This window comes from Vibrio sp. QJM3NY_21, from assembly GCF_057785975.1.
In genome coordinates this window covers 3,013,516-3,027,902 of sequence record NZ_CM173513.1, presented here as the reverse complement: position 1 = coordinate 3,027,902, position 14,387 = coordinate 3,013,516, and the positions used below count along the sequence as shown (strand labels likewise).

The following is a 14,387-nucleotide window of genomic DNA, read 5'->3' as shown; positions in this document are numbered from 1 at the left end:
GTTTGATTGCGTTTAGTTGATTAGCTAATAGCTTTCAAATAATGATTACGACTGGTTTCTCTCTGGCGTCAGAATCGTTGGGCCACTGTCTTTTGCAAGTTCTGGGTAATCCAACGTGTAGTGTAAGCCGCGGCTCTCTTTACGTTGCATCGCACAGCGAACCATTAGCTCAGCCACTTGTAGCAAGTTACGCAGTTCTAATAGGTTGTTCGAAACCTTAAAGTAGCTGTAGTACTCATGAGTTTCTTGCTGCAGCATCTGAATACGGCGCATTGCACGTTCTAGACGTTTGTCCGTTCGAACAATACCCATGTAATCCCACATGAACAGTCTTAGCTCGTGCCAGTTGTGCTGAATGATCACTTCTTCATCACTGTTGGTGACTTGGCTTTCGTCCCATGCAGGCAGTTCGGCGCACAGTTGAGATTGGTCGATGTTTTCAACGATATCTTTTGCTGCTGCCCAAGCATACACTACACATTCAAGCAGTGAGTTTGACGCCATGCGGTTCGCACCGTGTAAGCCGGTGTAACTCACTTCACCAATCGCATACAAGTTAGTTAAGTCGGTTTGACCTTGCTTATTCACCATCACACCACCGCAGGTATAGTGCGCAGCTGGTACGATAGGGATTGGCTCTTTGGTCATATCAATCCCTAAATCCATCAAACGAGTATGGATCATTGGGAAATGCGTTGTGATGAATTCTTCAGGCTTGTGGCTGATATCAACATACATGCAGTCAGCACCTAGGCGCTTCATTTCGAAGTCAATCGCACGAGCAACCACATCACGCGGAGCCAGTTCACCGCGCTCATCGAAGTCCTTCATGAAGCGAGAACCGTCTGGACGACGCAGGTAGGCACCTTCACCACGTAGTGCTTCCGTCAGTAGGAAGTTACGCGCTTCTGGGTGGAACAAGCAAGTCGGGTGGAACTGGTTGAACTCAAGGTTGGCTACACGGCAACCCGCACGCCAAGCAATAGCAATACCATCACCTGAAGAGACATCTGGGTTAGAGGTGTATTGGTAAACCTTTGAAGCGCCGCCTGTTGCTAACACAACAAATTTAGCACGCACGGTTTCAACGTGTTCTTGGTTACGGTTCCAAATGTAGGCACCGATAACTTTGTCTTTCGAACCACCAACCTTATCTTCTGTGATCAAATCTAGCGCATTGTGGCGCTCGAAGATCTCGATGTTGGGGTGATTGTTGACGTTATCTTGCAGTGAGGTTTGCATTGCCATGCCAGTTGCATCGGCAGCGTGCAGAATTCGGCGGTGGCTGTGGCCACCCTCACGAGTGAGGTGATATTTTGGTTGGCCTTCCGTGCTGTTCTCATCTTTATCAAATGGAACACCACCATCAATCAGCCATTGCACACACTCTTTAGCATTTTCAGCAATGAATTGAACTGTATCTTCTTCGCATAACCCAGCCCCAGCAATTTGAGTATCTTCTACATGAGACTCAATACTGTCCGACTCATCGAACACCGCGGCGATACCACCTTGTGCGTAATACGTCGATCCTTCGCTGCGTGGTCCTTTGCTTAATACAATTACTTTTGCATGTTCTGCTACACGTAAGGCTAATGACAAGCCTGCCGCACCACTTCCTACCACTAATACATCACACTGATGTTCACGGTTTGCGTTCATAAAACTTATTAAATCCCGGGCTATAGTCGAGTTGTCCACTCTCAATTGACGTTGTCTTGTTTTAGGAGTTTGGCTAAGACTGTTATAATCTTTCCAAAGTCATCCTAAAACGCTACACAAAATCAATGTACAGACAGCTATCTAGAAATATTTAATTGCTCAATACCATTGCTTTTGCTCAAGTTTCCCCAAATTGATAGGGATAGCTATTTTTATTACATCACATTGTGAAACAATAATGGCAAATAATTTTAAGAAAGTTGGAACTTTCGGTATTTGGCTTAGTCACAATAGTGCTCTTGTAGACGGTGGTGTCAATACTACATTTCGCATAATTAGTACCCATATCTGTGAAGGTAAGGGTTATAACAATAGGAGTACCCGCTCGAATGAACGAGCAGCTAACCGATCAAGTGTTGATTGAGCGAGTTCAGAGTGGAGATAAGCAGGCTTTTAACTTACTAGTGGTTAAGTACCAAAATAAAGTTTGTAATCTTATCTCTCGATACGTGAATAATTCCGGTGATGTACCTGACGTAGCACAAGAAGCTTTTATTAAAGCTTACCGCGCGATACCTAACTTTCGTGGCGAGAGTGCCTTCTATACATGGTTGTACCGAATTGCCGTGAACACCGCTAAAAATCATATCGTTGCCCAGAGCCGTAGGCCGCCAGCAACAGATGTAGATGCAGAAGATGCAGAATATTACGAAACAGGCAGCGCGTTAAAAGAAATATCGAACCCTGAGAACTTAACGCTGTCAAACGAATTGAAACAAGTTGTTTTTGGAGCGATTGAAGCGCTACCAGAAGACTTAAAAACTGCAATGACGTTGCGTGAGCTCGAAGGTTTGAGCTACGAAGAGATTGCAGAAGTAATGGATTGCCCTGTAGGAACCGTACGTTCGCGTATTTTCCGAGCTCGTGAAGCGGTGGAAAAGAAAATTAAGCCTCTTTTGCAACGCTAGAACTTGTAATAATTATGGTGAAAATAATGGCTGATAAAGAAAAGCTTTCGGCACTCATGGATGGTGAAACGATCGATAAAGCTCTCATTGTAGATCTCGAATCTGATCAAGAAAGCATGGATACCTGGCAGAGTTACCATCTAATTGGTGATGTTATGCGTGGGGATGCGCCAGAAACTCCAGAGTGGAACATTGCTAACAGTGTTGCGGCAGCGCTTGATAATGAGCCTGCACATAGTGTAATGCCGAACCTGCACCAAGTGCGTGTTGAACCAACTGTTGCTCCAATTGAAGAGCAGCCTAAACCTCAGCAAGCGAAGCGTCAGCTTCCGGCGTGGTTACAACAGTTTGGACAAGTTGCCGTGGCAGCGTGTGTCTCACTCGTCGTTGTATTAGGTGTTCAACAATATGGTGGCAGCGACCCTGCTGCGCCAGAGCAGTTGCCTGTACTCCAGACGATTCCATTTGCGGGTTCTGCGGAACCAGTAAGTTTAACGCGTGACTCTGTTGAGAAGCCAGCATCTGAAGCTAACTTGCAAGAGCAGCGTAAACGCGTTCATGCAATGCTAGAAGATTATGAGCTGCAGCTAAGATTAAACAGTGATGCATCGCCAATGCAAGATGCACATCTAGAATCGGACATTGAATGAAGAAAATCCTGGTCAGTGCACTGACACTGTTCAGCTTGATGTCTCCAACAGCCTTTGCAGAGGAACCCACTGCAAAGGCGTTGTTACATCAGATGAACGAGGCCAGTCAGCATCTAAATTACGAACTCTCCTACATTTTGATAAAGAAGAGCAGTATTGAACCTCTTGTTTATCGCCATGCGGTTAACGACGACCAACAACTTGCACACCTTGTTTACTTGAGCGGGCCTATCCGTGAAGTTATTCGACGTGGTGATGAAGTCAGTTATATTGAACCGGGCACAGAACCGTTTACCATTCAATCTGGCAGTATGGTTGCACCTGTTATTCCGATGATTAATCGAGATATTGACGCGCTCAACGACTATTACGATTTCGTTAAAGTTGGCCGTGCTCGTGAAGCTGGAAGTACTACGCAAGTATTGCGCGTGGTACCGAAAGATGGCCTTCGTTACTCTTACGTCGTTTGGGTAGATGAAAAAACGAGTCTTCCTTTACGTGCCGACCTGTTGGATCGTGATGGCGAAGTGCTTGAACAGTACCGTACTATCTCTTTCGTGGTGAACGATAAGATTGCTGAGGCAATGGGGGGCTTGAATAGCGCTCAACTGCCGAAAGTCTTATCACTGCCGGAAGGCTTAGTGAGTGAAACTAACTGGCAAGCCTCTTGGATTCCTGAAGGATTTAAGTCAAAAGAGCTTAGTCGTTATCCAATGGCTGCGACCGATAAAATGGTTGAAAGCCAACTTTTCAGTGATGGGTTGTTTAGCTTTTCAGTTTATATCGCCGATAAAGACGAACATTCATTGAAAGGGCAGTTGGTACGCCAAGGACGCAGAACCTTACACAGCTTAGTGATTGGTGACAAAGAGATCTCTGTGGTGGGTGATATTCCGCCAGCAACCGCCAAACGTATTGCGCAATCAGTTACGTTCAATAAACCGGTACCAGCGCAATGATGACGGCGCTGGCAACCGTTAGCTCGGTTGAACAAAGCGGTCAACAATACTTTGTTCAACTGAGCTGCGAACAACAAACCAGTTGCAGCAGTTGCTCATCTCAAAAAAGCTGCGGAACGGGTATTGTCACTAAAGCTGTCGGCAATAAATCTTTGTTTTGGCAGCTAAAAACCAAAAGTTTAGTTAAAGCCGGACAGATCGTGGAAATTGGCTTTCCAGAAAAAAGCCTACTGCAGTCTGCGGCTATTGTTTACCTCATTCCACTTTTCATGTTGATGATTGGTGCTGGTTTTGGACAACTCTTGTTGCAACCCTTACTCCAAGGGGGCGAGGGCATTGTTATCTTAAGCGCTGCTCTGTTTACTGCTGGTGGCATTGCCTTAGCGAAGCGGTTAGCCAAACCTATGGAAGACAAATCCAAGCAAGAAGTCGTCTTGATTCGAATCCTAGGCGAGCCTCTCGTCTAATTTATGATGCTTCTTGCCCTTAAATTGGGTAGAATCTGCCAACTTGATTGAAATGCCGCCACCAATGCTGACTGTAGATTGGACGCGTCGCGGCTTTCTTATTATCCCTATTCAAAGAGTTTAGTCACACCAAGCCTATGAAGCACATTCGTAATTTTTCGATTATCGCCCACATCGACCACGGTAAGTCGACCCTTTCTGACCGCTTAATCCAAGTTTGTGGAGGGTTAAGTGAACGTGAGATGGCAGCTCAAGTCCTCGATTCTATGGATATAGAACGCGAGCGTGGTATTACAATTAAAGCGCAGAGTGTGACTTTAGATTACAAAGCGAAAGATGGTGAAACTTACCAACTTAACTTTATCGACACTCCAGGACACGTAGATTTCTCTTACGAAGTATCTCGTTCTCTAGCCGCTTGTGAAGGCGCGCTATTGGTTGTGGATGCTGGTCAAGGTGTTGAAGCACAAACTCTAGCAAACTGTTACACCGCTATAGAAATGGAACTGGAAGTAGTGCCAATCTTGAACAAGATTGACTTACCTGCTGCTGAACCTGAGCGTGTTGCTGAAGAAATCGAAGAGATCGTTGGTATCGATGCGATGGAAGCGACGCGTTGTTCTGCAAAAACCGGTATCGGTGTTGATGACGTTCTTGAAAACATCGTAACAGCTATCCCACCACCGGAAGGTGATCCAGACGCGCCACTACAAGCGTTGATCATTGACTCTTGGTTCGATAACTACTTAGGCGTTGTTTCTTTGGTTCGTATCAAGAACGGTAAGCTGAAGAAGAACGACAAGATTAAAGTAATGTCGACAGACCAAGTTTGGGGTGTTGACCGTCTAGGTATCTTCACACCTAAGCAAATCGACACAACAGAGCTAAATACTGGCGAAGTTGGTTGGGTTGTTTGTGGTATTAAAGACATCCTTGGCGCACCTGTTGGTGATACGTTGACGCTTGCAAAAGGCGGTAGCACAGAACGTCTGCCTGGTTTCCAAAAAGTGAAGCCTCAGGTATACGCAGGTCTATTCCCAGTATCGTCTGATGACTACGAAAACTTCCGTGACGCACTAGGCAAATTAAGCCTGAACGATGCATCACTGTTCTACGAACCAGAAAGTTCAGCAGCACTTGGCTTTGGTTTCCGTTGTGGCTTCTTAGGAATGCTTCACATGGAGATCATCCAAGAGCGTTTAGAGCGTGAATACGACCTAGACTTAATCACAACGGCACCAACCGTAGTGTACGAAGTTGTAAAAACGGATGGCAGCATTCTTTACGTTGATAGCCCAGCTAAACTACCTGCGACTAATGATGTAGAAGAAATTCGTGAGCCTATCGCTCGTTGTAATATCCTTGTACCGTCTGACTACTTAGGTAACGTAATTACCTTATGTGTAGAAAAACGTGGTGTTCAAGTGGATATGGTTTATCACGGTAAGCAAGTTGCTGTGACTTATGACCTACCAATGGCAGAAGTGGTTCTAGACTTCTTCGACCGTTTGAAATCAACATCTCGTGGCTATGCGTCACTGGATTACAACTTCCAACGTTTTGAAATGTCGAACATGGTTCGTGTAGACGTATTGCTTAATGGCGAAACGGTTGATGCACTGGCTATCATTACGCACAAAGACATTGCACAGTCTCGTGGTCGTCTACTGGTTGAGAAGATGAAAGAATTCATCCCTCGTCAGATGTTCGATATCGCGATTCAAGCAGCGATTGGTAACCACATCATTGCTCGTTCTACAGTGAAACAACTGCGTAAGAACGTAATCGCAAAATGTTACGGTGGTGATATCAGTCGTAAGAAGAAACTTCTTAAGAAACAAAAAGAAGGTAAGAAGCGTATGAAGCAGATCGGTAACGTTGAACTGCCTCAAGAAGCATTCTTAGCGATTCTTCATGTTGGTAAAGACTAACTTTATCCAGCATTAAACGAATAATTGAAAGTGGAAGAGTAGCTCGCTATTCTTTCACTTTCGTTATTTTTAAAGAAATGAAATTTAAGGGATATCAATGGCTAATACATTTTCGCTTATTTTAGTGATCGTAACTCTAGTGACCGGCATTGTATGGGCGTTGGAAAAGTTTGTGTGGGCGAAGAAACGCCAGCAAAAGCTTGCTGACGTTGAAGCACAATCGAATGGCCTAGACGCTGCAACCAGCGCAAAAGTTACGGCTCAGCCTTGGTGGGTTGAGAACAGTGTGTCCATTTTCCCTGTAATTGCATTTGTTTTGGTTTTGCGTTCATTTATTTATGAACCGTTTCAAATCCCATCTGGTTCGATGATGCCAACACTATTGGTTGGTGATTTCATCTTAGTAGAGAAGTACGCATACGGTCTAAAAGACCCGGTATGGCGCACTCAACTAGTCGAAACGGGCAAACCAGAACGTGGTGATTCAATCGTATTCAAATACCCACCTCAGCCGAATATCGACTACATCAAGCGTGTTGTTGGTATGCCGGGTGATACCATTCGCTACAGCAGCAATAAAGAAGTCTGCATTCAAGCGAAGGGTGGCAGTAGCTGTAAACCAGTGAAGTTAAGTAACGTTGAAGAAAGCCAATTTATTCAAGATGGTGTGCCTCTGATTCAGTTGAATGAACAACTGGGTGACGTGGAGCACCAAATCTTAGTTAACCCATTACGTCGTGATCGTGTGCAAGCATATCAACCTCGCAATGGTGTTAACGAGTGGATCGTTCCAGAAGGCCAATACTTTGTTATGGGTGATAACCGTGACAACAGTGCTGACAGCCGTTACTGGGGCTTTGTCCCTGAAGCAAACCTTGTTGGTAAGGCCGTTGCTATTTGGATCAGCTTCGAATTCGAACGCGGTTCAGACAGTGTACTTCCAACATGGATTCCTACTGGTGTGCGTTTTAATCGCATCGGTGGGATTCACTAATCGATCACATAACACATCGAGAGAGCATGAATTCTCCAATTGATAAACTAGAGAGAAAGATTGGCTATCAGTTTAATGATGCCGATCTTATCCATTTGGCGCTGACTCACCGTAGCGCCGCAGGTAAACACAACGAACGTCTTGAGTTTCTGGGCGATTCAATTTTAAGTTTTGTTATCGCTGATGATCTTTACCACCGTTTCCCTAAGGTAAACGAAGGTGATATGAGCCGCATGCGCGCAACATTAGTACGTGGTCATACATTGGCAGAACTAGGTCGTGAATTCGAACTAGGAGATTACTTAAAATTAGGTCCAGGTGAGTTGAAGAGTGGCGGTTTCCGTCGTGATTCTATTCTAGCGGATGCAGTAGAAGCGATCATTGGTGCTGTCTATTTAGATAGTGATACCGAGGTTGTTCGCCGCATTATTTTAAGCTGGTACCAATCTCGCCTAGAGTCTATTCAGCCTGGTGTATCTCAAAAAGATCCGAAAACTCGCTTACAAGAGTTTTTACAAGGTCGAAGAAATCCCCTACCTGTCTACACAGTGACTAATATTAAAGGTGAAGCACACAACCAAGAGTTTACGGTTGAGTGTGAAGTGGCAGGTGTGGATAAACCTGTTATCGGTAAAGGCACTAGCCGCCGCAAGGCAGAACAAGCGGCTGCTGAAACAGCATTAGAGCAACTAAGCAATGTCTGATAACAATCAAGATTTCGATATCGATGCATTCTTTTCATCTGATAGCAAAAAAACGGGCCTACCGGAAAACCAACACTGTGGCTTCATCGCTATCGTGGGTCGACCAAACGTAGGTAAATCGACGCTTCTGAACCATATTTTGGGTCAGAAAATCTCGATCACATCACGTAAACCTCAGACAACACGCCACCGTATTATGGGCGTAGAAACTGAAGGTGATTACCAAGCGATCTACGTTGATACTCCTGGACTTCATATCGAAGAAAAGCGCGCAATCAACCGTTTGATGAACCGTGCGGCGAACAGCTCACTGAGCGATGTGAACCTAGTATTTTTTCTTGTTGACGGTACTCACTGGACTGACGACGATGAAATGGTACTGAACAAGCTGAGAAAAACAGATTTCCCAGTCGTCCTTTGTATTAACAAAGTAGACAACGTTCAAGACCGTACCGACGTGATGCAACATATGATGGAAGTGTCTAAGAAGATGGACTTCCTTGATGTTGTGCCAATCTCGGCGAAGCAAGGTAAGAATATCGATGTACTGCGCAAGCACGTTCGTAACTCTTTACCTAAAGCGACGCATCACTTCCCTGAAGAGTACGTAACGGATCGTTCACAGCGCTTTATGGCCTCTGAAATCATCCGTGAAAAACTGATGCGATTCACAGGCGAAGAGCTACCTTACTCAGTAACGGTTGAAATCGAGCGTTTCGATTACAACCCTGATAACGATGGCTTCCACATCAATGCTTTGATTCTTGTTGAACGTACCGGTCAGAAGAAGATGGTGATTGGTAAAGCGGGCGAGAAGATCAAAACGATTGGTCGTGAAGCTCGTATCGACATGGAAGAACTGTTCGGTCGTAAGGTTTACCTAGAGACTTGGGTTAAAGTTAAGTCTGGTTGGGCTGATGATGAGCGTGCACTTCGCTCGTTAGGCTACATCGACGATCTATAATATATTGAACGTCACTTTCTGAGATTAAGAAAGTTGAACTGAATATAATTTCAAGAGAGAGTGCGAACTCTCTCTTTTTGTATCTGTAAGAAGGGTAAGTGATTGAGCGAAGGGTTACAGCGATGCTTTGTGTTGCACCGTCGACCATACAGTGAGTCGAGCCTGATTCTGGACGTCTTCAGTGAAGAATACGGTCGGGTGACTTTGATGTCTAAAGGTGCGCGGAGTAAGCGTTCTAATTTGAAAGGTGCATTGCAACCTTTTACGCCGCTACTGCTTAAGTGGTCTGGCAATGGTTCAATGAAAACGTTACGCCAAGCTGAACCGATCAGCTTGGGGCTTCCTCTTGCCGGTATTAATCTGTATTCCGCTATGTATGTCAATGAGCTAGTTGGCCGTGTGTTGATGGCCGAAGTGGCCATGCCCGCATTTTTTCACGACTATCTTCATGCTTTAACAGAACTCGCTCATAATGAGAACCCTGAGCCAGCGCTACGTCGTTTTGAATTGGCTCTACTTTCCGCTATGGGGTATGGCGTCGACTTTTTGCATTGTGCTGGTACTGGTGAAGCGATCGATCCAAGTATGACTTATCGCTATCGAGAGCAGAAAGGTTTCATCGCTTCTGTACGTCGAGATAACCTGACATTTATGGGCGATGAACTTATCGCAATCAGTGAACGCAGGTTTATCACTAAAGAGCAGTTAAAAGCAGCAAAACGCTTTACACGCATAGCCTTAAAGCCGTATCTTGGCGGCAAACCATTAAAAAGTAGAGAGCTATTTATGCCCACAATAGCCCTCTCTAGAGCACGGAGTATTGGAAAATGAGCTCAATCCTTTTAGGCGTTAATATCGACCATATTGCTACACTACGTAATGCACGTGGTACTAAATACCCAGATCCAGTACACGCAGCTGAAATTGCTGAACGTGCGGGTGCTGACGGCATTACCATTCACCTGCGCGAAGATCGCCGTCATATTGTTGATCGCGATGTACGTATTCTTGCTGAGACAATCCAGACTCGCATGAACTTAGAGATGGCAGTGACGGACGAGATGGTTCAAATTGCACTCGATACTAATCCTGAGTTCGTTTGTCTGGTTCCAGAGAAGCGTGAAGAGCTGACGACGGAAGGCGGCTTGGACGTGGTTGGTCAACTTGAAAAGATCAAAGCAGCGACGGAAAAACTGTCGGCTGCGGGTATCAAAGTATCTCTGTTTATCGATGCAGATCGTGAGCAAATCGACGCAGCAAAAGCGTGTGGCGCACCGTTCATTGAGCTTCATACTGGTCATTACGCGGATGCGAAAACAGAAGAAGATCAGCAAGATGAGCTTAAAAAGATTGCTGCAGGCGCAAGCTACGCAGACGATCTTGGTATCACAGTGAATGCTGGTCATGGTCTGACTTATCATAACGTAGCGCCGATTGCGGCACTTCCTGAGATTTACGAGTTGAACATCGGTCACTCGATCATGGGACGCGCAGTATTTGATGGTTTGAATAAAGCCGTTGCAGACATGAAAGCCGTGATGGAAACAGCACGCAACAACGCTTAGTTCTTTAACTCGTCATTAGTTTAGTAGTAAGCGTTAAGCGGTTAATCAGTAGAATCGATAAAGTTAATAGATAGAAGTTTGGTAGTAGGGTAAACATGGCTGTTGTTGGATTAGGTACAGATATCGCAGAAATCGAACGTGTTGAAAAGGCACTGTCACGAAGTGGCGACGCTTTTGCTCAGCGTATTTTGACCGACTCTGAGTTTGAAGTATTTCAGCAACTGAAGCAAAAAGGACGTTACCTTGCAAAACGCTTTGCTGCAAAAGAAGCGGCATCTAAGGCGTTGGGCACGGGTATCGCGCTTGGTGTGACCTTTCACGATTTCGAGATTTCAAACGATGAGCATGGCAAGCCAGTTCTAAGCCTACATAAAAAGGCGCGTGAAATCGCAGAAGCGAGTGGTACAAAGTCGATTCATCTGACTATCTCAGATGAGCGCCATTATGCGGTGGCGACGGTACTACTCGAGTCGTAAATAGATTACCGTTACTCTATATCTAGTGCCCGAGGTTCTAGACAGAAAAAAGCAGAGCTCATGAGCTCTGCTTTTTTATTGGCTGGTAAACCGTTTAACGAATATTTGTGAGTAAGAAATGTTCGCTAGGTCTTGGCTGGTTTCAAATAATGAATCGCGGTTGCTTGAACCTTATCTAATTCATCCTGAAGTTCAAAAAGTTCAGGTTCAATATCTTCAACGGAAGTGCCGGAACGCAGCTCTTTCTCTATCGTCGCACACACCGACTTCAGCCTTGGTACACCGCTGTATGAGCTGCTGCCATGCATCTTGTGGATGATGTGTGTCAGCGCTTCAACGGGGTAGTCACTGTCTTCTATCGCTTTCTCTGCGGCTTCATAAACCTCAGGAATGAAGTCGACTAGCATTTGCAGCATATCGCGTGCGAGGTCTTCTTTGTTGGCGGCTTGCTTCATAGCTGCTTGCCAATCAATGATGATATTCTTATGCACGCTAGCCTCAGAATCAGAATCTGAAACTGAGCTATTGTCTACTTCCGCAGAGACTGCTGGGTGGGCGGGGTCTATTTTTTCAATGTGCTCAACCTCAGAGGTAGGGCTCCAATGAATCAGAACCTGCTGTAACACGTGCTCTTCAATCGGTTTGGTTAGGTAGTCATCCATGCCGGCTTCAAGCAGACGGTCACGTTCGCCAACCATCGCGTGTGCTGTGACGGCAATGACGGGGGTATTCGCATTATTCGCTAGCTCTTTTATATTCTTACAGGCCGTCACACCATCCATTTGAGGCATTTGGATATCCATGAAAATGATATCAAATGGGGTCTCCTTCGCCTTGTCTATGGCCTTCTGTCCGCTGGTGCAACTGATGACAGTCTCTACACGCTCTTTTAGTAGCGCGGTGATCAATTTAAGGTTTGCTGGGTTGTCGTCGACCGCCAATACAGTGAGCGGTAGCTTCTCTTCTGAGTGTGTTTCAATCGCGGGTGCAATCAAGGTTGGCGCCTGATTTGATACCAGAGTTTGCAGTAACTTCTTGCGAGAAAGAGGTTTAGTGATGCATTGAACATCGACCTCTTTCATTAGTTGCTCACCCAACGCTAGCTCAGTACTCGGCGTACCAATAATTACGTTCTGAGCGATTTTCTTCGCACCAATAGCCCAACCACTCACGGTATCAAATTGATACTCTTGGTTTGCAGCTAGGTTCAACAGTACGTAGTCATACGAGGTGCTCTCGTCTGGCATAACCGAACGATACGTTACCACTAAGCCTTCTTGAGTTAAGATTTGCTGAGTAATCGACGCCGCTTGCATGTTTGGCTCGATAAGCAGCAGCTGCTTGTCTTGCAGACACTGAGTCTCAATCAGCTCAGTCATCGGCATATCAGTCGTTGATAGTCTCAAAGTAAACCAGAAGGTTGAACCTTGGTGTAGGCGACTGGTAAGACTGATCTCTCCACCCATTTGGCTGACCAGTTTTTGGGTGATAACTAGGCCTAGCCCCGTACCGCCATAACGACGAGAGATGCTTGCGTCGGCTTGGCTGAAGGCTTGGAATAGCTGAGCTTGTTGACGCTCAGAGATACCAATACCTGTATCGCGAACCATGAATTGCAACTCGATGCTGTCTTCGCTTTGTGAACGAAGTTCAACACTGATATCAATGTTGCCACGTTCAGTAAACTTGATTGAGTTACCAACGAGGTTGGTTAGGATCTGCTGAATACGCAGTGGGTCACCAACAACGCCTGGTGGCACTTTCGGGTCTATCTTAAGAGTTAACTCTAGGCCTTTCTCATGGGCGTTGGTCGCTTGAAGGTTCACAACCTCTTCAAGGCTGGCTTGGAACTCGAATGGGATGTTCTCGAGTGCTAATTTACCGGCTTCCAGTTTCGAGAAATCAAGAATGTCGTTGATGATGCTGAGTAGGTTATTTGCTGAACGTTCAATGGTTTGCAAGTAATCTGTTTGACTGGTCGATAGATGGGTTTTAAGCATTTGACGAGTAAAGCCAATCACACCGTTAAGCGGTGTTCTCAATTCGTGAGACATGTTAGCCAAGAACTCAGATTTAACACGTGCCGCTTCTTGAGCGCGTTTTTTCGCAATGTCTAACTCAACGTTTTGAATCTCTAATTGTTCTAGGGTTTCACGCAGATCAGACGTAGCTTGGTCGATACTGTGCTGCATCTCGACGTGATATTCTGATAGCGATACCGCCATCGCGTTGATACCGTTTTTCAGTGAGTCTAGCTCACCGTGCATTTTGCCTTCGATACGCACATCGAGATGACCACGACGAATTCGGTCGACCATGTTTTTCATATGTGTGATCGGTTGGGTTACGTCATGCATCAAGCGAAAAGCAAATACACCAGAAAGTCCCAGCCCCAGAATCAACACCAAGAAGGCAGAGAACACTTCTTGATACTGCTGCAATCGAAGTGACGACAAGTCTAACTCAATCGCAATATAGCCGATCGCTTGGTTGGCTTGAGACTGCCCATTGGCTGAGTTGATGTATTGACCTTCAGCGATGATGGGTGTCCGAAGAATTAGCGTATTATCGAGCAGGTTCGATGAGCTTAAATGCGGGATGGGTTTATCTTTCGGATAGGTCAGGCTTTCAAAATCAGGGTGGAAGTTTGAGGTTACAAACAACTCATGACGTTCATCAAACACCGCGATACTGCGCACCAGCTTAGAGTTTTTTCGATGCGCATAGCTAATAAGCTGACGAACAGACTCTCGACTCTCGAGCTTCATGCCTGACTCACTCGCAATCGCCAGTGGTTCAATGATGCTAGTACCAGTATTAACCACTTGGCCCTCAAGGTCTTGATAGCGGTTAAATGAGAAAAATGCACTCAATAGCAACCCAATAATCAAGGTTGGAGCTAGAGTTAAGGTAATTACACGGGCTCTTAAGCCATATCTGGTCATGTTCTTTAATTACATCGAGGTCTGGATATGGGAAAATAACGCACACAATGGCGGTTAAGTGAACGGTAAGCTTAATCAAAGCGGTGACGTTCGACAATGATT

At 45.5% G+C, this 14,387-nt stretch carries 13 protein-coding genes; 11 read left to right on the top strand and 2 right to left on the bottom strand.

Going from position 1 to position 14,387, the window contains the following annotated elements:
• Positions 1–45: 45 nt before the first annotated feature.
• Complete coding sequence (gene nadB, locus AC3CID_RS13335; RefSeq protein ID WP_017084322.1) at positions 46–1,662, bottom strand: L-aspartate oxidase; 1,617 nt, start codon at positions 1,660–1,662, stop codon at positions 46–48.
• Positions 1,663–2,051: 389 nt separating this feature from the next.
• On the opposite strand from nadB, the gene rpoE reads away from it, so the two are divergent.
• From rpoE to acpS, 11 genes are all read left to right on the top strand, one after another.
• A complete protein-coding gene (rpoE, locus tag AC3CID_RS13330; RefSeq protein ID WP_004735377.1) occupies positions 2,052–2,630 on the top strand; it encodes an RNA polymerase sigma factor RpoE in 579 nt (192 codons plus the stop codon).
• A gap of 26 nt (positions 2,631–2,656) precedes the next feature.
• Complete coding sequence (locus AC3CID_RS13325; protein WP_114634015.1) at positions 2,657–3,280, top strand: sigma-E factor negative regulatory protein; 624 nt, start codon at positions 2,657–2,659, stop codon at positions 3,278–3,280.
• Complete coding sequence (rseB, locus tag AC3CID_RS13320; RefSeq protein WP_114634014.1) at positions 3,277–4,239, top strand: sigma-E factor regulatory protein RseB; 963 nt, start codon at positions 3,277–3,279, stop codon at positions 4,237–4,239. The genes AC3CID_RS13325 and rseB overlap by 4 nt, the downstream gene beginning before the upstream one ends.
• Positions 4,236–4,706 carry a SoxR reducing system RseC family protein gene (locus AC3CID_RS13315; protein ID WP_017084321.1) on the top strand — a complete coding sequence of 157 codons (471 nt, stop codon included), beginning with the start codon at positions 4,236–4,238 and terminating at the stop codon, positions 4,704–4,706. Before rseB ends, AC3CID_RS13315 begins: the two co-directional genes overlap by 4 nt.
• Positions 4,707–4,843: 137 nt before the next feature.
• Positions 4,844–6,637, top strand: coding sequence for a translation elongation factor 4 (lepA, locus tag AC3CID_RS13310; RefSeq protein ID WP_017084320.1), 1,794 nt, complete (start codon positions 4,844–4,846; stop codon positions 6,635–6,637).
• A 97-nt stretch (positions 6,638–6,734) separates the two neighbouring features.
• A complete protein-coding gene (lepB, locus tag AC3CID_RS13305) occupies positions 6,735–7,631 on the top strand; it encodes a signal peptidase I (RefSeq protein WP_017077797.1) in 897 nt (298 codons plus the stop codon).
• A 26-nt stretch (positions 7,632–7,657) separates the two neighbouring features.
• Positions 7,658–8,335, top strand: coding sequence for a ribonuclease III (gene rnc, locus AC3CID_RS13300; RefSeq protein WP_004735383.1), 678 nt, complete (start codon positions 7,658–7,660; stop codon positions 8,333–8,335).
• The gene (era, locus tag AC3CID_RS13295; protein ID WP_004735384.1) at positions 8,328–9,299 is read left to right on the top strand and encodes a GTPase Era; all 972 of its coding nucleotides are present in this window, start codon (positions 8,328–8,330) and stop codon (positions 9,297–9,299) included. Before rnc ends, era begins: the two co-directional genes overlap by 8 nt.
• A gap of 102 nt (positions 9,300–9,401) precedes the next feature.
• Positions 9,402–10,130 carry a DNA repair protein RecO gene (gene recO, locus AC3CID_RS13290; RefSeq protein WP_012604785.1) on the top strand — a complete coding sequence of 243 codons (729 nt, stop codon included), beginning with the start codon at positions 9,402–9,404 and terminating at the stop codon, positions 10,128–10,130.
• Positions 10,127–10,864 (top strand): pyridoxine 5'-phosphate synthase, encoded by a 738-nt coding sequence (pdxJ, locus tag AC3CID_RS13285; RefSeq protein WP_009847651.1) that lies wholly within the window; start codon positions 10,127–10,129, stop codon positions 10,862–10,864. The genes recO and pdxJ overlap by 4 nt, the downstream gene beginning before the upstream one ends.
• Before the next feature lie 95 nt (positions 10,865–10,959).
• The gene (acpS, locus tag AC3CID_RS13280) at positions 10,960–11,340 is read left to right on the top strand and encodes a holo-ACP synthase (RefSeq protein ID WP_017077798.1); all 381 of its coding nucleotides are present in this window, start codon (positions 10,960–10,962) and stop codon (positions 11,338–11,340) included.
• Positions 11,341–11,465: 125 nt separating this feature from the next.
• On the opposite strand, the gene barA is transcribed toward acpS, so the two are convergent.
• Positions 11,466–14,285 (bottom strand): two-component sensor histidine kinase BarA, encoded by a 2,820-nt coding sequence (gene barA / locus AC3CID_RS13275; protein WP_428784804.1) that lies wholly within the window; start codon positions 14,283–14,285, stop codon positions 11,466–11,468.
• Positions 14,286–14,387 lie beyond the last annotated feature (102 nt).